The sequence below is a fragment of the Haloarcula sp. CGMCC 1.2071 genome, from assembly GCF_037078445.1.
Lineage (GTDB): Archaea > Halobacteriota > Halobacteria > Halobacteriales > Haloarculaceae > Haloarcula > Haloarcula amylolytica.
In genome coordinates this window covers 23,142-38,151 of sequence record NZ_JAYMGY010000008.1, presented here as the reverse complement: position 1 = coordinate 38,151, position 15,010 = coordinate 23,142, and the positions used below count along the sequence as shown (strand labels likewise).

At 62.3% G+C, this 15,010-nt stretch carries 14 protein-coding genes; 3 read left to right on the top strand and 11 right to left on the bottom strand.

From position 1 onward, the window contains the following. Window positions 1-285 precede the first annotated feature (285 nt). The 11 genes from trmB to VI234_RS14515 form a co-directional block, all read right to left on the bottom strand. A complete protein-coding gene (gene trmB / locus VI234_RS14565; protein ID WP_008309133.1) occupies window positions 286-1,338 on the bottom strand; it encodes an HTH-type sugar sensing transcriptional regulator TrmB in 1,053 nt (350 codons plus the stop codon). Between the two features lie 179 nt (window positions 1,339-1,517). Further along, complete coding sequence (locus VI234_RS14560) at window positions 1,518-2,894, bottom strand: ABC transporter substrate-binding protein (protein ID WP_336330420.1); 1,377 nt, start codon at window positions 2,892-2,894, stop codon at window positions 1,518-1,520. 275 nt (window positions 2,895-3,169) lie between these two features. Beyond that, window positions 3,170-4,234, bottom strand: coding sequence for a glucose 1-dehydrogenase (locus tag VI234_RS14555; RefSeq protein WP_008309129.1), 1,065 nt, complete (start codon window positions 4,232-4,234; stop codon window positions 3,170-3,172). A 40-nt stretch (window positions 4,235-4,274) separates the two neighbouring features. Beyond that, the gene (locus tag VI234_RS14550; protein WP_336330419.1) at window positions 4,275-5,351 is read right to left on the bottom strand and encodes a Gfo/Idh/MocA family protein; all 1,077 of its coding nucleotides are present in this window, start codon (window positions 5,349-5,351) and stop codon (window positions 4,275-4,277) included. A gap of 29 nt (window positions 5,352-5,380) precedes the next feature. Beyond that, the gene (locus tag VI234_RS14545; protein ID WP_049942883.1) at window positions 5,381-5,584 is read right to left on the bottom strand and encodes a hypothetical protein; all 204 of its coding nucleotides are present in this window, start codon (window positions 5,582-5,584) and stop codon (window positions 5,381-5,383) included. Window position 5,585: 1 nt separating this feature from the next. Next, a complete protein-coding gene (locus tag VI234_RS14540) occupies window positions 5,586-6,782 on the bottom strand; it encodes an ABC transporter ATP-binding protein (RefSeq protein ID WP_008309126.1) in 1,197 nt (398 codons plus the stop codon). 4 nt (window positions 6,783-6,786) lie between these two features. Beyond that, a complete protein-coding gene (locus VI234_RS14535; protein WP_008309125.1) occupies window positions 6,787-7,788 on the bottom strand; it encodes a carbohydrate ABC transporter permease in 1,002 nt (333 codons plus the stop codon). A gap of 1 nt (window position 7,789) precedes the next feature. Next, window positions 7,790-8,770 carry a carbohydrate ABC transporter permease gene (locus VI234_RS14530; protein WP_008309124.1) on the bottom strand — a complete coding sequence of 327 codons (981 nt, stop codon included), beginning with the start codon at window positions 8,768-8,770 and terminating at the stop codon, window positions 7,790-7,792. Window positions 8,771-8,848: 78 nt separating this feature from the next. After that, window positions 8,849-10,372 (bottom strand): extracellular solute-binding protein, encoded by a 1,524-nt coding sequence (locus VI234_RS14525; protein ID WP_336330418.1) that lies wholly within the window; start codon window positions 10,370-10,372, stop codon window positions 8,849-8,851. 231 nt (window positions 10,373-10,603) lie between these two features. Continuing rightward, window positions 10,604-11,680, bottom strand: coding sequence for a TrmB family transcriptional regulator (locus VI234_RS14520; RefSeq protein WP_008309120.1), 1,077 nt, complete (start codon window positions 11,678-11,680; stop codon window positions 10,604-10,606). A 61-nt stretch (window positions 11,681-11,741) separates the two neighbouring features. After that, window positions 11,742-12,731 carry an aldo/keto reductase gene (locus VI234_RS14515; RefSeq protein ID WP_336330417.1) on the bottom strand — a complete coding sequence of 330 codons (990 nt, stop codon included), beginning with the start codon at window positions 12,729-12,731 and terminating at the stop codon, window positions 11,742-11,744. A 59-nt stretch (window positions 12,732-12,790) separates the two neighbouring features. Between VI234_RS14515 and VI234_RS14510 the strand changes: the two genes are divergently transcribed. The 3 genes from VI234_RS14510 (at window position 12,791) to VI234_RS14500 (ending at window position 14,952) form a co-directional block, all read left to right on the top strand. Continuing rightward, window positions 12,791-13,666, top strand: a complete 876-nt coding sequence (locus VI234_RS14510) for a hypothetical protein (RefSeq protein ID WP_336330416.1) — start codon at window positions 12,791-12,793, stop codon at window positions 13,664-13,666. Between the two features lie 334 nt (window positions 13,667-14,000). Continuing rightward, window positions 14,001-14,639, top strand: coding sequence for a transcriptional regulator GfcR (gene gfcR / locus VI234_RS14505; RefSeq protein ID WP_008309114.1), 639 nt, complete (start codon window positions 14,001-14,003; stop codon window positions 14,637-14,639). A 115-nt stretch (window positions 14,640-14,754) separates the two neighbouring features. Beyond that, entirely contained in the window at window positions 14,755-14,952 is a 198-nt protein-coding gene (locus VI234_RS14500) for a DUF5800 family protein (RefSeq protein WP_008309112.1), read from the top strand. Window positions 14,953-15,010 lie beyond the last annotated feature (58 nt).

The following is a 15,010-nucleotide window of genomic DNA, read 5'->3' as shown; positions in this document are numbered from 1 at the left end:
ACAGACACTGTTGCTGTCCACGTACGACCACGTCCCCGCTGAACGCGATGGAGCACGTTGGTCTTGTGGAATTGCCACGTTCGGGCCCGGCGATATCGTGCCTCTGACATACTTCGCCAGCCCGAAGGGTCATGCAATCACCGTGGGTTGCCCGCCCACGGTGCTCATTGTCTCCGCTGTCGTCTCGTCCAGCCGCATCTGTTTACTTCGGACTCCGTCCGTCGGTTCCGTATCGACCGTCAGTAGTCAGGCGGTCACCGTGAGAAACAGCTACAGCCGACAGTGTCAGTTCTCGGGCGGTTCGTCCATCCCGATCCGGATCTCGTACGCCTCGATGTCCTCGAACGCAGCGACCTGTCCACCGACCTCGACCGGCCCCTCGGCCGTCTCAACGACCAGCGTCGCGACCTCGCGGTTCGAACTGAACGACGCCTGATCCACTTTGCCCTCGACGACCCGGTGGTCGCCCGTTTCCACGTCCCGCCCCTCGATAGTCGCGTAGAACTCCCCGTCCAATGTCACCAAGTCAGAGATACAGCGTCTGATCGTCCCGTAGCGGCGCGGGAACGGCAGCCCATCCCCGTCGCTGGCAATCGTTTCGGCCGTCGTCCATAGCACCGTGTTGAGGAACCCGGACACCAGAAACCCGAGTTCCGACCGATTGAAGATAACGCCGTACCGGTCCGTGTCACCGCGGACGCTCTCACGGGTGGCGTACATCGAGTAGTTTCCGTCGGCGACGGCGACGACCGGGGTCGTGATACCGCGGCGGGCCTTCACAGTGGTCGCGATGGATTCGTAATCGAACCGTGCCGGGTCGGGGGCGTCCACGCCCGGCGAGATGAGAATTTCGATGGCGATGCCGGACTGCTTCCGGCTTGCGAGTCTGTCTTCGAACCGCTCTAACAGGGCCGGCGTCAACGACAGCGTCAGTTCGTACTCGGCCGTCTCGATGATGTCTTCGAGGTACCGGAGTATCGTCGGCCGGGATTTGACGAGGGAGACGGCTTCCGGCTCCCGAGCGGGCGCGGTGTAACGCGAAGACAGGTCGTCAACGAGGTCATCGAGTGAGTCCTGAATCCCCTCGAAGGCTTCCCGAGGATCGATAGCCAGGACCTTCATCGGCCGGGACTCCTTGAGTTCGACGAGCCCGACGTCGCTGAGGCTCCGGACCGTATCGTACACCCGCGGCTGTGGAATGTCCGTGTTCTCCGAGATCTCCGACGCTGTCAGCTCACCGTGTTGCAACACGGCCAGGTAGGCTGAAATCTCGTACTCGCCGAGATTGAACCGCGCAATTACCTGTTCGAGCGATGCTTCCAAGTCGTCACTAGACATAGTGGAGCGTTTGCGAGTCGAGTACTAAGAACTTCGGCACTCTATTCAGCAGCCAGTTTCAGAACCAGTCATGTGACTCTGTGCTACTGTTGGTTGTCCCGTCACAGCGGCTGCCTACTCCTGTGACTCCGATCGTTCGAGTCGCCACGGCGAAAAAACTGCGTGCTGTCGCTGCGTTACTAGTAGGCGCTGGAAATCTGGGAGACGACGTCCGCGGGCGCAGCACCGGAGTTCAGCGATGAGATAGCGGATTCGAGCGAGGACTTGACTGCCGGCGGTGCGGCCAGACCGTGCGCGACGGACGGCGGCTGGGCCTCGCTGTTCTGGAAGTCCTCTATCTGGTCCTTGGAGAAGTCGTTGAACGGGTCGGTGTTGACGTCGGTCCGCGGCGGAATCGACCCCTTCTTCGGGTTGAAGATCTCCTGTGCCTCCGTCGTCCCGACGAACTGGCACCACAGCGTGGTCGCTTCCGGGGACGGGTTGTTGACCGGATACGGGAACGAGTCCATGTTGAGGGCGTAGTAGCCGTCGGTTCCCGGGAATGTCACATGGTCCCACTCCTCGCCGTACGTCAGGTCGTTCGTGATGTACGTTCCGGCCGCCCAGTCACCCTGGTGGAGGAACGCCGCTTCGCCGTTGATGACCTGATTGTTGGCCTCGGTCCAGGAAATCGAACCGGCGTCGCTCGGGATGTAGTCGAGATAGGACTGCGTGGTCTCGACTGCCGACTCGAGCGCGTCGCTGTTGGCGTCGACCTCACCGTCGACGAAGATAGCGCTGTAGGTGTCGGCGTCCGTTTCGCCGAGGAGAACAGTCGCGAACATCTGGAAGCTGGACCACGGCGACCCGGTCTGGTGTGCCATTCCGGTGTAGCCGGCATCGTTGACCGTCGCCATCGCGTCGACGAGGTCAGACGGCGTTTCGAGGGAGGCCGGGTCGACCCCGGCGTCCTCGACGACCTCGACGTTGTAGAAGAGGTTGTTGATCCGGTGGATGTTGAGCGGCACCGTCACGTAGTTCCCGGCGGGCTGGGCCGCGTCCTTGACGCCCTGAAGGTAGGCGTCCTCCATGCTGTTCTCTGACCACACGGAGTCGCCGATGTCCTTCAGCAGGTTCGCATCGGTGAAGGGGAGCAGATTGTTTCCGGGCCAGGCTTGCCACGTACTCGGGTGGTTGCCGTTCTGCACCCGTGTCCGGATGTTCGCCTGCAGGTTCTCACCCGCACCGCCGGCGATGAGGTTCTCGTCGAACGGGACGTCCGGGTGTTGCTCCTTGAACGCATCCATTACGGACTGAATTGCTTCCAGTCCGTCGCCCTCACCCCACCAGTGGGCCACTTCAAGTGTGCTGTACTGTGTCCCGCTGTCAGTACTGCCGCCGTCGCTGCTGCCGTCACCACTGCTGCCGTCACTACCGTCACCGCTGCTGCCATCGCCGCTGCTGCCGTCACCGCCGTCACTCCCACCGCAGCCAGCCAGCGAGGCCGCACCTGCTGCACCAGCAATCCGAAGAGCGTTACGCCGCGTCAACCGTCTGTTTGAATTGTCATCAGCCATGGTTGCACCAATACCTCATAATTCCTTATTGAAGATTCGCACTTAATACTTCTGTATAGCGAAAATCAGCATTTGACATTCGATCCGATTCCGGTATATCATCTATATTCCCCGATTTTTCGGGTTTGAGTGGAGAAAGAAATTAATCGAATGCGAGTAAATACCTCACAATCTTACATCTACTATCTTACATATGCCCGACAGATACCCGTCTAGAGGGAGGATATTCAGACCAAACTGGCGTCAAAAAGCTCGGGCGCGGTCCCGCCCGAGGGTTACAGCGAATCGAACTCGACGACTGCTTTTATCTGGTCGTCCCCATCCTCGAAGGCCGCCTCGACGTGTTCCGGGTCGGTGACCGTCGTGACCAGGTCATCGAGTAGCCACTCCGGAAGCTCCTGTAAGGTCTCGACGGCGTCCTCGAAGTGCGAGACGTGTGAGTTGACCGTGCCGATGAGACACTTGTTGTGCAGGACGATCTCGTTGTGTAGCGAGCCACCGTCGACTTCGAACTCCCACGGCTCCGGGATGCCGAGCAACACGCCGACCCCGTTCTGGTCAAGCGCCTTGACCGTCTGGAACGCGTGCGGGGCGAACCCGGTTGCCTCGTAGATGTAGTCCATCGCCTCGTAGGCCTCCGGGAGTTCGTCCACCGGCGTTTCGCGGGAATCGACGTACGTGCTCCCGATCTCGTCGATGATATCGACCGTCGGGTCGGGTCGGTCACGCCGACCGACACAGTACGTCCGGTCGTACTCCTGGTCGAGCATCCACAGCGTCAACAGCCCGAGCGAGCCGTTGCCCAGCACGCAGGCGGATTCCGGTCGCCAGTCGAACGGTTCCCGCGTCGCGTACGCGTGCTCGTTGGCCTTCTCGGTGATCGAGAGCGGCTCGACGAGGAAGCCGTGCTCCGCGACTGACTCGGGGACCGGGACAAGGAAATCCGCCGGCGAGGTGAAGTACTCGGCCATGAAGCCGTGGTCGCCGACGATGCCGCGTTCCGTGTACTCGCCGTCAGGGGCCATATCAGGCTCGCCCCGGCGGAAGTAGTCGTTCGTCTCACCGTTCGGTTTCCGTCGGACGGTCGGCGCGACGACCTGCCCCGCCTCGAGCCCCGTGCCATTGGGCTCTTCGACGACGCCGACCGCCTCGTGTCCGAGAACCATGTGGTCCGCCCCGTCGGGGAACCCGCCGTGGGACCCGTTCAGGACTTCGTGGTCTGTGCCGTCAACACCAACGCGGAGCGTCCGGACGAGTGCCTCGCCCGGGTCAGGCGACGGTCGCTCCCGCTCTAAGAGCTGTGGGCCGTCGTCGTCCCGCGTAACACCAATCACTTTCATGCCAGGCAGAGAGTGAGAACACTGGGGATTAAGTCTTTCTTCAGGGTTCTGCCTCACCGACACTGACGGCCGTGCCAGTCTCGCTGGAGCGGTAGATTCCGTCCATCACACGCTGGACGCGAAGCGCCTGTTCAACGGTGTTCGTCGACGGCGGCGTCCCGTCTCTGACTGCGGAGACGAACCGCGCCTGTTCCCGTCGCTGTGGGTCCGACCGTTGCGTCTCGATATCGGTCGTCCGGTGGTGCATCCGGCCGGTGTCGGCGGTTTCGAACAGCGTCAGCGACTGGTCTGCGAGGTCGAGTTTCGCGCCCGCCCCGGTCCCGCGGACGTAGTACTCCTGGCTGTCCGGCCGGTTCGTCGCCCACGCGACCTCCAGAGAGATCGTCGTCCCGTCCCCACAGCGAATGAAGGCACTCGCGGAATCGTCGACGCTGAACTCGGCTGCACCGTGGTCCTCGCCCCACATCTCGACGTACGCGTACTCCTCGTCGACGCCGAACTGAGCGCGGGTGTCGCCCGACACCTCGACGACCTCCGGGTGGTCGGCGACGTGCAGCGCCAGGTCGATAGCGTGCGCGCCGATATCGATGAGCGACCCGCCACCAGCCACGTCGCTGCGCGTGAACCACGACCCCCGGCCGGGGACGCCGCGACGCCTGATGTAGTTCGCTTCGATATGAGACACCTCGCCCATATCGCCCGCGTCGCGGTAGCCCACAAGCGTCTGAACTGGATCGGCGAACCGCTTGTGGAAGCCGACCATGCAGAACCCGTCGGCCGCTTCGGCGGCCGCGGCGATCCGCTCGGCGCTTTCGAGCGTGTGGGCCAGCGGCTTCTCGACGAGCACGTCGAGCCCTGCCTCAAGGGCTGTGACGACGTACTGTTCGTGAAACTTGTTCGGCGTCGTCACCAGCACGGCATCCACCATCTCGAACATCGCCGCGGCTTCCTCGTACACCGCCGCGTCGTACGTCTCAGCGAACCGGCGGCGCGCATCGGCGTCGACGTCGACGCCCGCCGCTATCGAGACCGGCTGGTCGAGTTGTCGGAGGTTGGTACAGTGGATGTCCGCGATGTTCCCCAGTCCGATGATGCCTATCCGAACGGTCTCAGTCATGTGTCTCGAAAGCTGCACCCGGTGTCGGGTTAATACAACTGCTTTTCACGCTCTTCGCGTTCCTCTTCCTGTTCCTGCTTTGCCTTCTCACGGCGTCGACCGCGCCGATACTGGATGATGCCGGGGACGATTTTGTTCTTCAGGTCCAGAATGAACGACACGATCCCGTATGACCAGAAGAAAAACAGCACGAGCATCCCGCTCCAGTACAGCATCGCGAGGTGGCTACTCATTTCAGTCGTCTGACTCTACTTCGCTACTGGATGCAGTGCCTTCGGCCTCGTACGGGATGAGGTCGTGGACGATCGCGTCGCCGGTGGCCGAGTCGAACAGGTGGACGTTCCGCCGGTCGATGACGACCCCGATCTCATCGTCTTCTTCGAGGTCCGAGTCAGGGTCGATGCTCATCAGCAACTGGTCGTTCGTCGCCAGTTCCTGAGACATCGACGTTTCGCCGTCGCCCAGCAGCAGGTAGGCGAATATCTCGTCGCCCATCGGTTCGAGAATGTCGGTCGTCGCCGTAATCATTCCCGACGGGTCGGGGACCTCTGACTTGAGTTCGCCCGGGTAGATGTCCTCCGGGCGGATGCCGAGTGTCACGCTGTCACCCACTCCGATGCCCTCGATTGACGACGGATTGAATTCGAGGGAGAAGTTCGGCGTCTCAAGTGAGGTCTCGGTGACTGTCCCCTCGACGAAGTTCATCGACGGCGAGCCGATGAACCCGGCGACGAAGAGGTTGTCCGGCTCGTTGTAACAGGTCAGCGGCGGGTCGATCTGCTGGAGCTGTCCCGAATCGAGGACGGCGATGCGGTCGGACAGTGTCATCGCCTCCTCCTGGTCGTGAGTCACGTAGATGATGGTCGTGTCCAGTTCCTTGTGCAGGCGCTGAAGCTCCGTCCGCATATGGACCTTGAGCTTCGCGTCGAGGTTCGCCAGCGGCTCGTCCATCAGGAACACGTCGGGCTCGCGCACGATAGCGCGGGCGATAGCGACGCGCTGGCGCTGTCCACCGGACATCTCCTCGGGCATCCGGTTGAGCATCCCCTCTAGCTGGACGATATCCGCGGCCCGCTCGACCCGGCGGTCGATCTCGTCTTGCGGGTAGTCCCGGAGCCGTAGGCCGAAGGAGATGTTGTCGTACACGTCCATGTGCGGGAACAGCGCGATGTTCTGGAACACCATCGCGATGCCGCGGTCCTTCGGCGGGAGGTTCGTCACCTCGCGGTCGCCGATGTATATCTCACCCTCGGTCGGGATGGTGAGCCCGGCGATGGTCTCCATCGTCGTCGACTTCCCGCAGCCGGACGGGCCGACGAAACAGATGAACTCGCCGTGGTCGATGTCGAGGTTCATGTCGTCGACCGCGGTGACCACGTCACCCTGGTCGTCGTAGCGCTTCGTTACGTGTTCGAGTCGTACTCTTGCCATTGTGTTACTCCTTGAGTGCGCCTGAGGTCAGTCCGCTGACGATGCGTTCCTGTGCGACAATCACGAGGATGACGACGGGGAGGACCCCGACGATACTCGCGGCCGCCATGAGGTTGAACTGCGTGGTGTACTGGGTCTGGTAGCTGAGAATCCCGCCGACGATAGGCGACCACTTGGCCGCCTCCGGCGAGGTCGCCATGATCGAGCTGAAGAAGTACTCGTTGTAGACGGCGATGAACGTCAGCACGGCCGCCGTCGCCACGCCCGGCGCAGACAGCGGCATGATGACCCGGAACAGCGCGCCCAGTCGCGTCGTTCCTTCGACCCGTGCGGCGTCCTCCAGCCCGTCGGGAATCTGGCCGTAGAACGTCGTCAGGATGAAGATAGACAGCGGCATGAACAGCGCACTGAACGGCAGCACCATCGATCCCGGGGTGTTCAGCATCCGTGGCGGGGTAAACAGCGGGATGGACGTGAACGGCACTGTAATCGGGGCGTTGCCGGCGAACGCCTGAAACAGCGGGATGACGAACGCGGCCGGCGGGAAGTAGCTGATCGCCAGAATACCGAGCATCAGCAGTGCGCGGCCGGGGAACCGAAGTCGGCCGAACACGTAGCCGGCGAGGCTGGCGACGAACAGCACGATGACCGTCGTCGTGACCGCCAGCGCGAAGCTGTTCAGCATGTACAGGTGGAACGGCACCTGTTCGAAGACGGTGACGAACGCGCCCGGGTTGAAGCCCTTCGGAACCGGTAGCGGGAACGTCCCGCTGACGCCGAAGAGGTTTACTGTCGGGAGGAAACTGCCCGAGAGCAGGTTCCCTTCGGGGGTCACCGCCAGCACGATGAGCCAGTAGAATGGGAACAGCGTCGTCACCAGGAAAAACACCATCGCCGCGTAGAACAGCGCCCGGTACACTTTTTCCGGGTCCTGGATGGCGCTCTGGGTCCAGCGCTGTAGCGGTCCGTCGCTCGACTGCTCCTGGGTGTCGGTTGGCGTCGCCATGTTAGATCGCGTCCTCCCCTTGCCAGACGATGAGTCCCATTACGACCGTCCCGATGATGGCGGCCGTCACGAACGCGATGGCTGCGGACGTCCCCTCACGGGTGGTGAACGTCGCGACGACCATACACGACAGCGACGGCACGACGGTACAGCTCGACACCGTGTCGATGATCCCGTACACCCGCATCGCCTGCACGGACCGGAACAGCACGGCGACGCCGATAGTCGGTAGAATGAGCGGGAACGTGATGAGCTTGAACTGCTGCCACTTCGTCGCGCCGGCGACCTTCGCCACGTCGTACAGGCCCCGGTCGATGCTCTGCAGCCCTGCCAGAATGAGCAGGGCCATGAACGCCGACGTCTTCCAGATGTCGGCGACGATGATGATAAACGTCGCACTTGCCGTGTCGTTGAGCGTGTTCGTCGGCGCGAGCAGTCCGAGGTCAGCAAGCGGTGGCGTCAGGAACCCGACGTTCGAGTTGAACATCAGGAAGAAGATCATCCCCTGAATGACGATTGGGACGGCCCACGGGATGATGATAGCCGCGCGAATCCACCGCCGACCGTAGAAGTCTTGGTCGAGGATGAGCGCCTGTCCGAGGCCGATGAGCGTCTCGAACAGTACACTCACGACGGCGAAGATTATCGTGACGACCAGTGCGCTGTTCAGCAGTGCACTCATGCCAAGCCCTTCGGGAAGGAACGTCGTTCCGCCGGGCAGGTACCGGTTCTTCTCGCCGGTGAACAGCTCGACGTAGTTCCCAGCGCCGACGAAAGTCGTGCTCGAAAAGTCCGCCGAGAGCGCGAACAGCGACAGCTCGAAGGTCCGCAACAGCGGGTACAGCGCGACGATACCCAGAAGTACGAACACGGGAACCAACAACAGATACGCGTACTGCGTGTCGCTGAGGTTCTCCATCCAGCGCATCACGCTGACGAGTGCCCCCGAACGTCTGGATTCACGGCCGGTTTCTGTGCTCATTCGGTTACCTCCGTCCGTCGTTTGAATGTGTCATGGTAAATAATCACAGGGGTAGTTTTGTAACGGTTGCCCGTGGCTTCAGGTCTGCTCGGTCTCTTCCAGTGCGGACTCTAGCGTCGCCATCGCGTCGGCCGAAGAGGCCTCCTGACCGACTGCGCGGTTCGTTTGCTGTGCGATCTTGCTTGACTGGTCGCTCCAGACAGCCGTCACCGGGCGCGGCATCGTGTTGTTACCAGCGACCTGCAGCGTGTCCATGTACCGGCCAACGACGGGCACGTTCTGGGCCTCGCTGGAGTTGAACAGTTCGGGCCGCGGCGGCAGCCAGCCCTGGACGGACAGCAGCGTGAGCTGGAAGTCCGGCTCCATGGCGGCGCGAATGACCTGTGTCACGGCGTCTAAGTCCTCGCTGTTGGGGTTGACCGTCATGTGCCAGCCACCGAGGGCGGCCGTGGTACCGCCCGTACCGGGCTGTGCGGCCTCGCCCTCGGGAACGGCGTACGGAATCGGCATCGCGCCGAGGTTCTCGCCGAGCGCCGGGTCCTCGGTCTCCTCCGGGTTGCGGCCGCCGAGCGCCAGCGAGTAGGGCCAGTTCCGGTGGAAGACGGCGTTGCCGTTGACGAACGGCGCGCGAGCGTCTTCCTCCTTCCAGCCGAGGATTTCGGTCGGGGTGAAGCCGCCGCCGTACCCCTCGAACTGCCCGTCGAACTCCTCGTCGTGGACGAACTTCCGCATCATGTTGAGGGAGTTGATGACCTCTTCGTTGTTGACCGTGATCGGCCGCTCGCCGATCGGCCCGAAGAGGTTGTCGCGGCCGCCGAAGTACGCGCCGCCCCACGAGGACATGACCTCGTTGAACGTACAGCAGGAGGTACCCTCGTAGATGTCCCACTGGGTGGTAAACCCGTACTCGACATCGGCGTTGTCGTAGGTGTCCGCGGCGATGTTCGACCACTCTTCCCACGTCATCGGCTCGGTCGCCCAGTTGTTCTCTTCGGGGCTGTAGCCGGCTTCTTCGACGAGGTCCTTGCGGTACTGCATCGTCGGGAAGTCCGGGAACACCGGGACGCCGAACAGGTCACCTGTGCTTGGATTCCGGGCCGTGTCCGTGAACGCCGAGAAGTAGTTGTCCGACACGTCCGAGAGGAGTTCCTCCGGCAGCGTCTGCGAGAGGTTCTGGAGCTGACCCCGCTGGATGAAGATGTTCGTCCAGCCGTTGTCCATCAGGAACATGTCCGGGTTCGTCTCGCCGGCCGAGAGCAGTCGGTTGTAGTTCGACCGGGCCGCACCGGTGTCCTGGTCACGCGGGACGAACTCTATCTCGATGTTGTCCGACAGGCCGTTGTCGTGCAGTGCCTGCTTGATTGCGTCGCCGTTGTTCTGGACGGCCACCGGGTCGAAACCCCACTGGACCGTCGTCGTCTCGCCGCTGCTACCGTCGTCAGTCGAGCCACCGTCACTCCCGTCGCCGCCATCGCCACCACCAACGAAGTCAGCACAGCCTGCCAGTCCACCGACAACACCTGCTGCTCCGGCGGCACGGACGAACCGTCGCCGGGAGACGCCTGTCGAGTTCCGCTCGCCGCTTGTGCCATTGTCCGACATATCTATTCTGAGCTATCCCGGACACACCTTAAAGGTTGTCCATAATTAACCACAGGTGTTGTTAATTGTCGGCCTCGGCCCCCAGTCGTGATATATTATTGACTGTTGAATACCGTATAAATCTTTCAGTATATATACGTGCGGATAGGTCAAACAGCTGTTTGCCACACAGCGGAGCTCAAACGCGCAAACTGAGGGAGAGTTTACCGGCCCTGCGAAAACAGCGGCTCGTTACTCGTAATGGACGTTCGTAATCGTGACCTCGGTCGCTTCGATTTCCTCGATGACGGCCCCCCAGCCACCGACTTCGTACGTCCCGTCGTCGGTGACCAGCGTCGCACTGATTCGACCGGCCAGTTGTGCCAGTGGGACGGGGTCCTTGCGACCGATACTACTCCCGGTGTAGTCGATGTCGGTGACGCGCCCTGTCAGCTCGACCGACTCTTTCGTTTCCGTGTCGTACCCCTGGATGACAGCCTCGATAGTCGCGTCCTCGTTCAACAGCGGTTCGATATCCCGGACCGCGTGACGGAGGTCGACGTACGTCGTCGGCGTTTCCGGCGTCCGTTCGGTGTACAGCGTGTCCCAGATTTCCCAGAGACAGGTCAGGAAGAACCAGTGGAAGATGTAGGTGTGGGTGCGGTCCTTGACGAGGACGCCGTACTCGTTGACTGAGTCGTGATGGGGCGCAAAACACGTCCAGGTCCGGTCGACCAGCACGAAAAACGGGGCTGGAATCTCACGGTTTCGAGCCTCCGTACAGGTCCCTTCGATGTCGGAAAGCGGCGGTACTTCCTCGCCAGGACCCGTACAGATGCTGAGTTTGATGTTCACGCCGCGGTCGTGGGCGGCAATGAGTTCCTCACGAACCGCGTAGAACTGCTCCGGATCGACGCCGACCTGAATCTGGTTTTCGGCCGTTTCGATGAGCTCCCGGGCTCGGCTGACGACCGTTTCGAACCGCTTGACGATACTGACCTCGTGGTCGGATATCTCGGGCTGGTTCCAGCGTTCCTCGATCGTCTCTGCCGCGTCGAGGTACTTGCTCGACCGGGACCGCAGATCTTCGAGGACCACATCGGGGTTGCGGGCGCGGGCGGTCAAGCTATCCTGCTGGAACGTCTCGATATACCCCTTCGTCTCCAGGTCCCGGAGCACGTCGTAGATCCGCGGGTCCGGAACGTCACAGGAGTCAGCGATGTCGGTCGCCGATGCGGTCCCCAGCCCCAGCAACGCCACGTAGGCCTCCGCCTGATACGGGGAGAGACCGGCATCTTCGAGGACATCGGTTAGTTCGCTGTCGTCCATGTGTGTACAGGGAAACTGAGTACGCAGTTAACGTGCATGGTTATCTATCGAGGTCCACAGGTCAGTCCTTGCCCTCGACCGGCCACTGTGGCTGTTTCGGGCCCTCGATTCGGGCGCACTCCTCCTCGGTCAGGTCGACGTCGAGTGATCCGACGTTCTCCTCCAGATGGTCCATCGTCCGCGGCCCGATAATCGGCGCGTCGACGACCTCCTGATGGCAGAGCCACGCCAGGCTGATCTGGGCCGGTGTCGCGCCCTTCGCGTCGGCAATCGCCCGCACCTCGTCGAGGACCGCCCAGTTCTCGTCGCTGAATCGGTTTGCCGTGTACTCGTCCGTGCTTGCTCGGCCCTCGGAGAGGTCCTCGTCGCGTTCGTACTTCCCGGCGAGGAAGCCACCGGCCAGCGGCGACCACGGGATGACGCCGACCCCCTCCGTCTCACACACCGGCAGGAGGTTCGCCTCCTCGTGGCGGTCGACGGCGTTGTACTCCGGTTGCATCGAGACGAAGCGCTCGTACCCCTCGATGTCAGCCGTGTACAGCGCCTTCTGGAACCGCCAGTTGGCCATCGTGCTCGCGCCAATATAGCGGACCAGCCCCTCGTCGACGAGATACGTCAGCGCGTCCAGCGTCTCCTCGATGGGCGTGTCGTCGTCCCACCGGTGGATCTGATAGAGGTCGAGATAGTCGACACCGAGGCGGTCCAGCGTCGCGTGACACTGGTCGATGATGTGTTTCTTCGAGAGCCCGCCCCCGTTCGGCCCGTCGTGCATATCGAAGTACACCTTCGAAGCAAGCACCAGTTCGCCGCGGCGGGCGGAGTCGACGGCGTCGCCCAGAATCCGCTCGCTCTCGCCGTTCGAGTAGGCGTTGGCCGTATCGAAGAAGTTGATACCCAGATCGAGCGCCCGTTCGAGTATCCGGCGGCTCTCGGCCTCGTCGTTTAGCATCCAGGGCTCCGCGCTCCCGAAGTTCATCGTTCCGAGACAGAGTTCGGACACGTCGAGCCCTGTCGACCCGAGCGTGGTGTATGTCACCGGCGAATCACTCATGACACTTCGTACCACAGCTGTTGTTAAAGAATTTTGGGACTGCATACCGTTGTCCGAACATGAGCCGGGAGTCCGCACCGCAGGAAACAGATCCGATGGACCCATTCAGAACCCTCAGCGACGAGTCGTACACCGGAGAGAACAGATGCTGGCCGTGTACTGTCCTGAATCTGGGGCTCGTTGGAATCAGTGTCATGTTCCTTCGCGCACGCAACCGCCCGCGGGCGAGCCTGCTGGTCGCCGTTGTCGGCGTCGCAGTAGTCTACCTTCGGGGGTATCTGGTTCCGTACACGCCCGAATTTGCCCCGCGGCTGGTGGCGGCGTCACCGGTCCCGGACGAGTGGTTCCACGGGGGCCGACCACACGGAGACACATCCCGGGAAGACCCGACTCGCCGGGAAAGCGAATCACTGGCCGACGGCGTGGAGATGGACGGGGAAACCGTCCTCCGGGAGCTATCGGCGGCCGGCATTATCGAAGTCGAAGGGGAGCGGCTGTTTCTCGCGACGGCCATCGACACGGCATGGCACGAGCGAATGGACGAACTGGCCGACCACTCGCTCGATTCGCTTTCGACGGCGTTGCAGGCGTCGCTCCCGCGAGTCGACTACACAGAACCGTACGCCGACGACGCGGAGTGGGTCGCACTTGGCTCCGACCACAAGCAGCTCCTTCCCCGCCCGGTCGTCGTCGCCGAGCTCGCGGCGTACGATGTTCTCGGCGAGCGTCTCGACGACGAGCGGCTCAGAGTCGCTGGCGCGGAAGCCTTCCGGATGTTTCTCGACAGGTGTCCGGTCTGTGACGCCGAACTGGTCGAGTCGTCGTCGGTGTCGTGCTGTGGCGGCCATCTGGGTCCCCATCAGAACCCCGACGAGACGCTCGTCTGTCCGACCTGCGAGCAGCGACTCTACACCTTTGAACTGAGCGACAACTGAACCGGGTTACACGGAACGGCCGAATCGGTGTCTGGTCCGGGATTCGAGTCGCTAGCCGGGTTCTGTTCGGAGAGACGATGGACGGGAACGGCGGGAGAGTCCCGCCTGACCGCTGGTGCGTGCGGTCCCGCGGACAACCATGCTCCGTGAGACGGTTGACGTCGGCCGGGTCGGAATGGTGGGGAGCATTGGTGACCCAACGGTGGTCCCACCTGATCCCGGACGGCAGGGGGAGTGAAACCCAGCCGATGGAAATATACAACTGGTGTTGTAAATAAATTTTCGGTAAGTGAAGAACACTGCCTATTAAATCCTCGCACACGGAGATGGTGGTATGAAGAATATCGACGACCTCGTCGACAGCGCGTCCGACCTGGCACAGCGTGGCCTCTCTAAGGGCGAGATCGCTGACGAGCTCAACGTCTCCCGCGAGACGGCGAGTTGGCTTGTCGAACGCAGCGGCACCGGCACGGAACCGGAAACGAGCGACGACGGCGGTCCCCACGATATCCACGTCGACTGGTCCGCCGTCGGGCGGGACAGCAACCGGCTATACCACGCGGGGGCGGCGATGGCGGACCTGCTCTCGAAGAAAGGCGACGACGTGGACCTCACCATCGGCATCGAGAAGGCCGGCGCACCGCTTGCGACGACCGTTGCACGGGAGCTGGAAACCGACCTCGGGACGTACGCCCCGACCAAACACCAGTGGGACGACGACGAGAGCGAGACAACCGACGGTTCGTTCTCCCGGAACTTCGCGCAGATCCGGGACCGCGACTGCTACGTCGTCGACGACACCATCACCAGCGGCAAGACGATGGGCGAAACCATCGACGCGATCCACGAACAGGGCGGCAACCCCGTGGCCTGCGTCGTGCTGGCTGACAAGCGCGGCGTCGGCGACATCCGCGGCGTCCCGGTGTACTCCCTGCTGCAGGTCATCCGAGTCGGCAGCGACGGCGACTCGTAACAATCCTGACGGACTGACCGGAGCGCGTGTTACGTCGAGCGGCCGTCGAAGCACCTGAATCAGTGTGGCCGCGCGAGAGACTATCCTTTTATTCGTGCCGTGCGTAATTCGCGGCATGACTGTACTGTCGTTCGACGAACAGGGCGTAGACGTCGTCTACGAGGGGACGGAGTTCCGCCTCGAAAAGGCCCTCATCGAGGACGCCATCCAGAAGTCGTATCCCGACGTGACCGATCACGAAGTGCTGCAGATGGTCGAGCCGGAACCCGCGCTGTCGGGAGAACCCCAGCGTATCGCCGAGATCGTGAACTGAAGCGGAGATAGTTCCTTTCTGGGCGATAGACCCCTCGTGGGAGATAACCTCGATAAAG

Excerpts from the sequence above, each read along its gene's own strand:
- VI234_RS14535 (WP_008309125.1), bottom strand. The coding sequence starts at position 7,788 with ATGGCGACGCCAACCGACACCCAGGAGCAGTCGAGCGACGGACCGCTA.
- VI234_RS14510 (WP_336330416.1), top strand. The coding sequence starts at position 12,791 with ATGAGCCGGGAGTCCGCACCGCAGGAAACAGATCCGATGGACCCATTC.
- VI234_RS14525 (WP_336330418.1), bottom strand. The coding sequence starts at position 10,372 with ATGTCGGACAATGGCACAAGCGGCGAGCGGAACTCGACAGGCGTCTCC.
- VI234_RS14540 (WP_008309126.1), bottom strand. The coding sequence starts at position 6,782 with ATGGCAAGAGTACGACTCGAACACGTAACGAAGCGCTACGACGACCAG.
- VI234_RS14545 (WP_049942883.1), bottom strand. The coding sequence starts at position 5,584 with ATGAGTAGCCACCTCGCGATGCTGTACTGGAGCGGGATGCTCGTGCTG.
- VI234_RS14555 (WP_008309129.1), bottom strand. The coding sequence starts at position 4,234 with ATGAAAGTGATTGGTGTTACGCGGGACGACGACGGCCCACAGCTCTTA.
- VI234_RS14560 (WP_336330420.1), bottom strand. The coding sequence starts at position 2,894 with ATGGCTGATGACAATTCAAACAGACGGTTGACGCGGCGTAACGCTCTT.
- VI234_RS14520 (WP_008309120.1), bottom strand. The coding sequence starts at position 11,680 with ATGGACGACAGCGAACTAACCGATGTCCTCGAAGATGCCGGTCTCTCC.
- gfcR (WP_008309114.1), top strand. The coding sequence starts at position 14,001 with ATGAAGAATATCGACGACCTCGTCGACAGCGCGTCCGACCTGGCACAG.
- VI234_RS14550 (WP_336330419.1), bottom strand. The coding sequence starts at position 5,351 with ATGACTGAGACCGTTCGGATAGGCATCATCGGACTGGGGAACATCGCG.
- VI234_RS14500 (WP_008309112.1), top strand. The coding sequence starts at position 14,755 with ATGACTGTACTGTCGTTCGACGAACAGGGCGTAGACGTCGTCTACGAG.
- VI234_RS14530 (WP_008309124.1), bottom strand. The coding sequence starts at position 8,770 with ATGAGCACAGAAACCGGCCGTGAATCCAGACGTTCGGGGGCACTCGTC.
- trmB (WP_008309133.1), bottom strand. The coding sequence starts at position 1,338 with ATGTCTAGTGACGACTTGGAAGCATCGCTCGAACAGGTAATTGCGCGG.
- VI234_RS14515 (WP_336330417.1), bottom strand. The coding sequence starts at position 12,731 with ATGAGTGATTCGCCGGTGACATACACCACGCTCGGGTCGACAGGGCTC.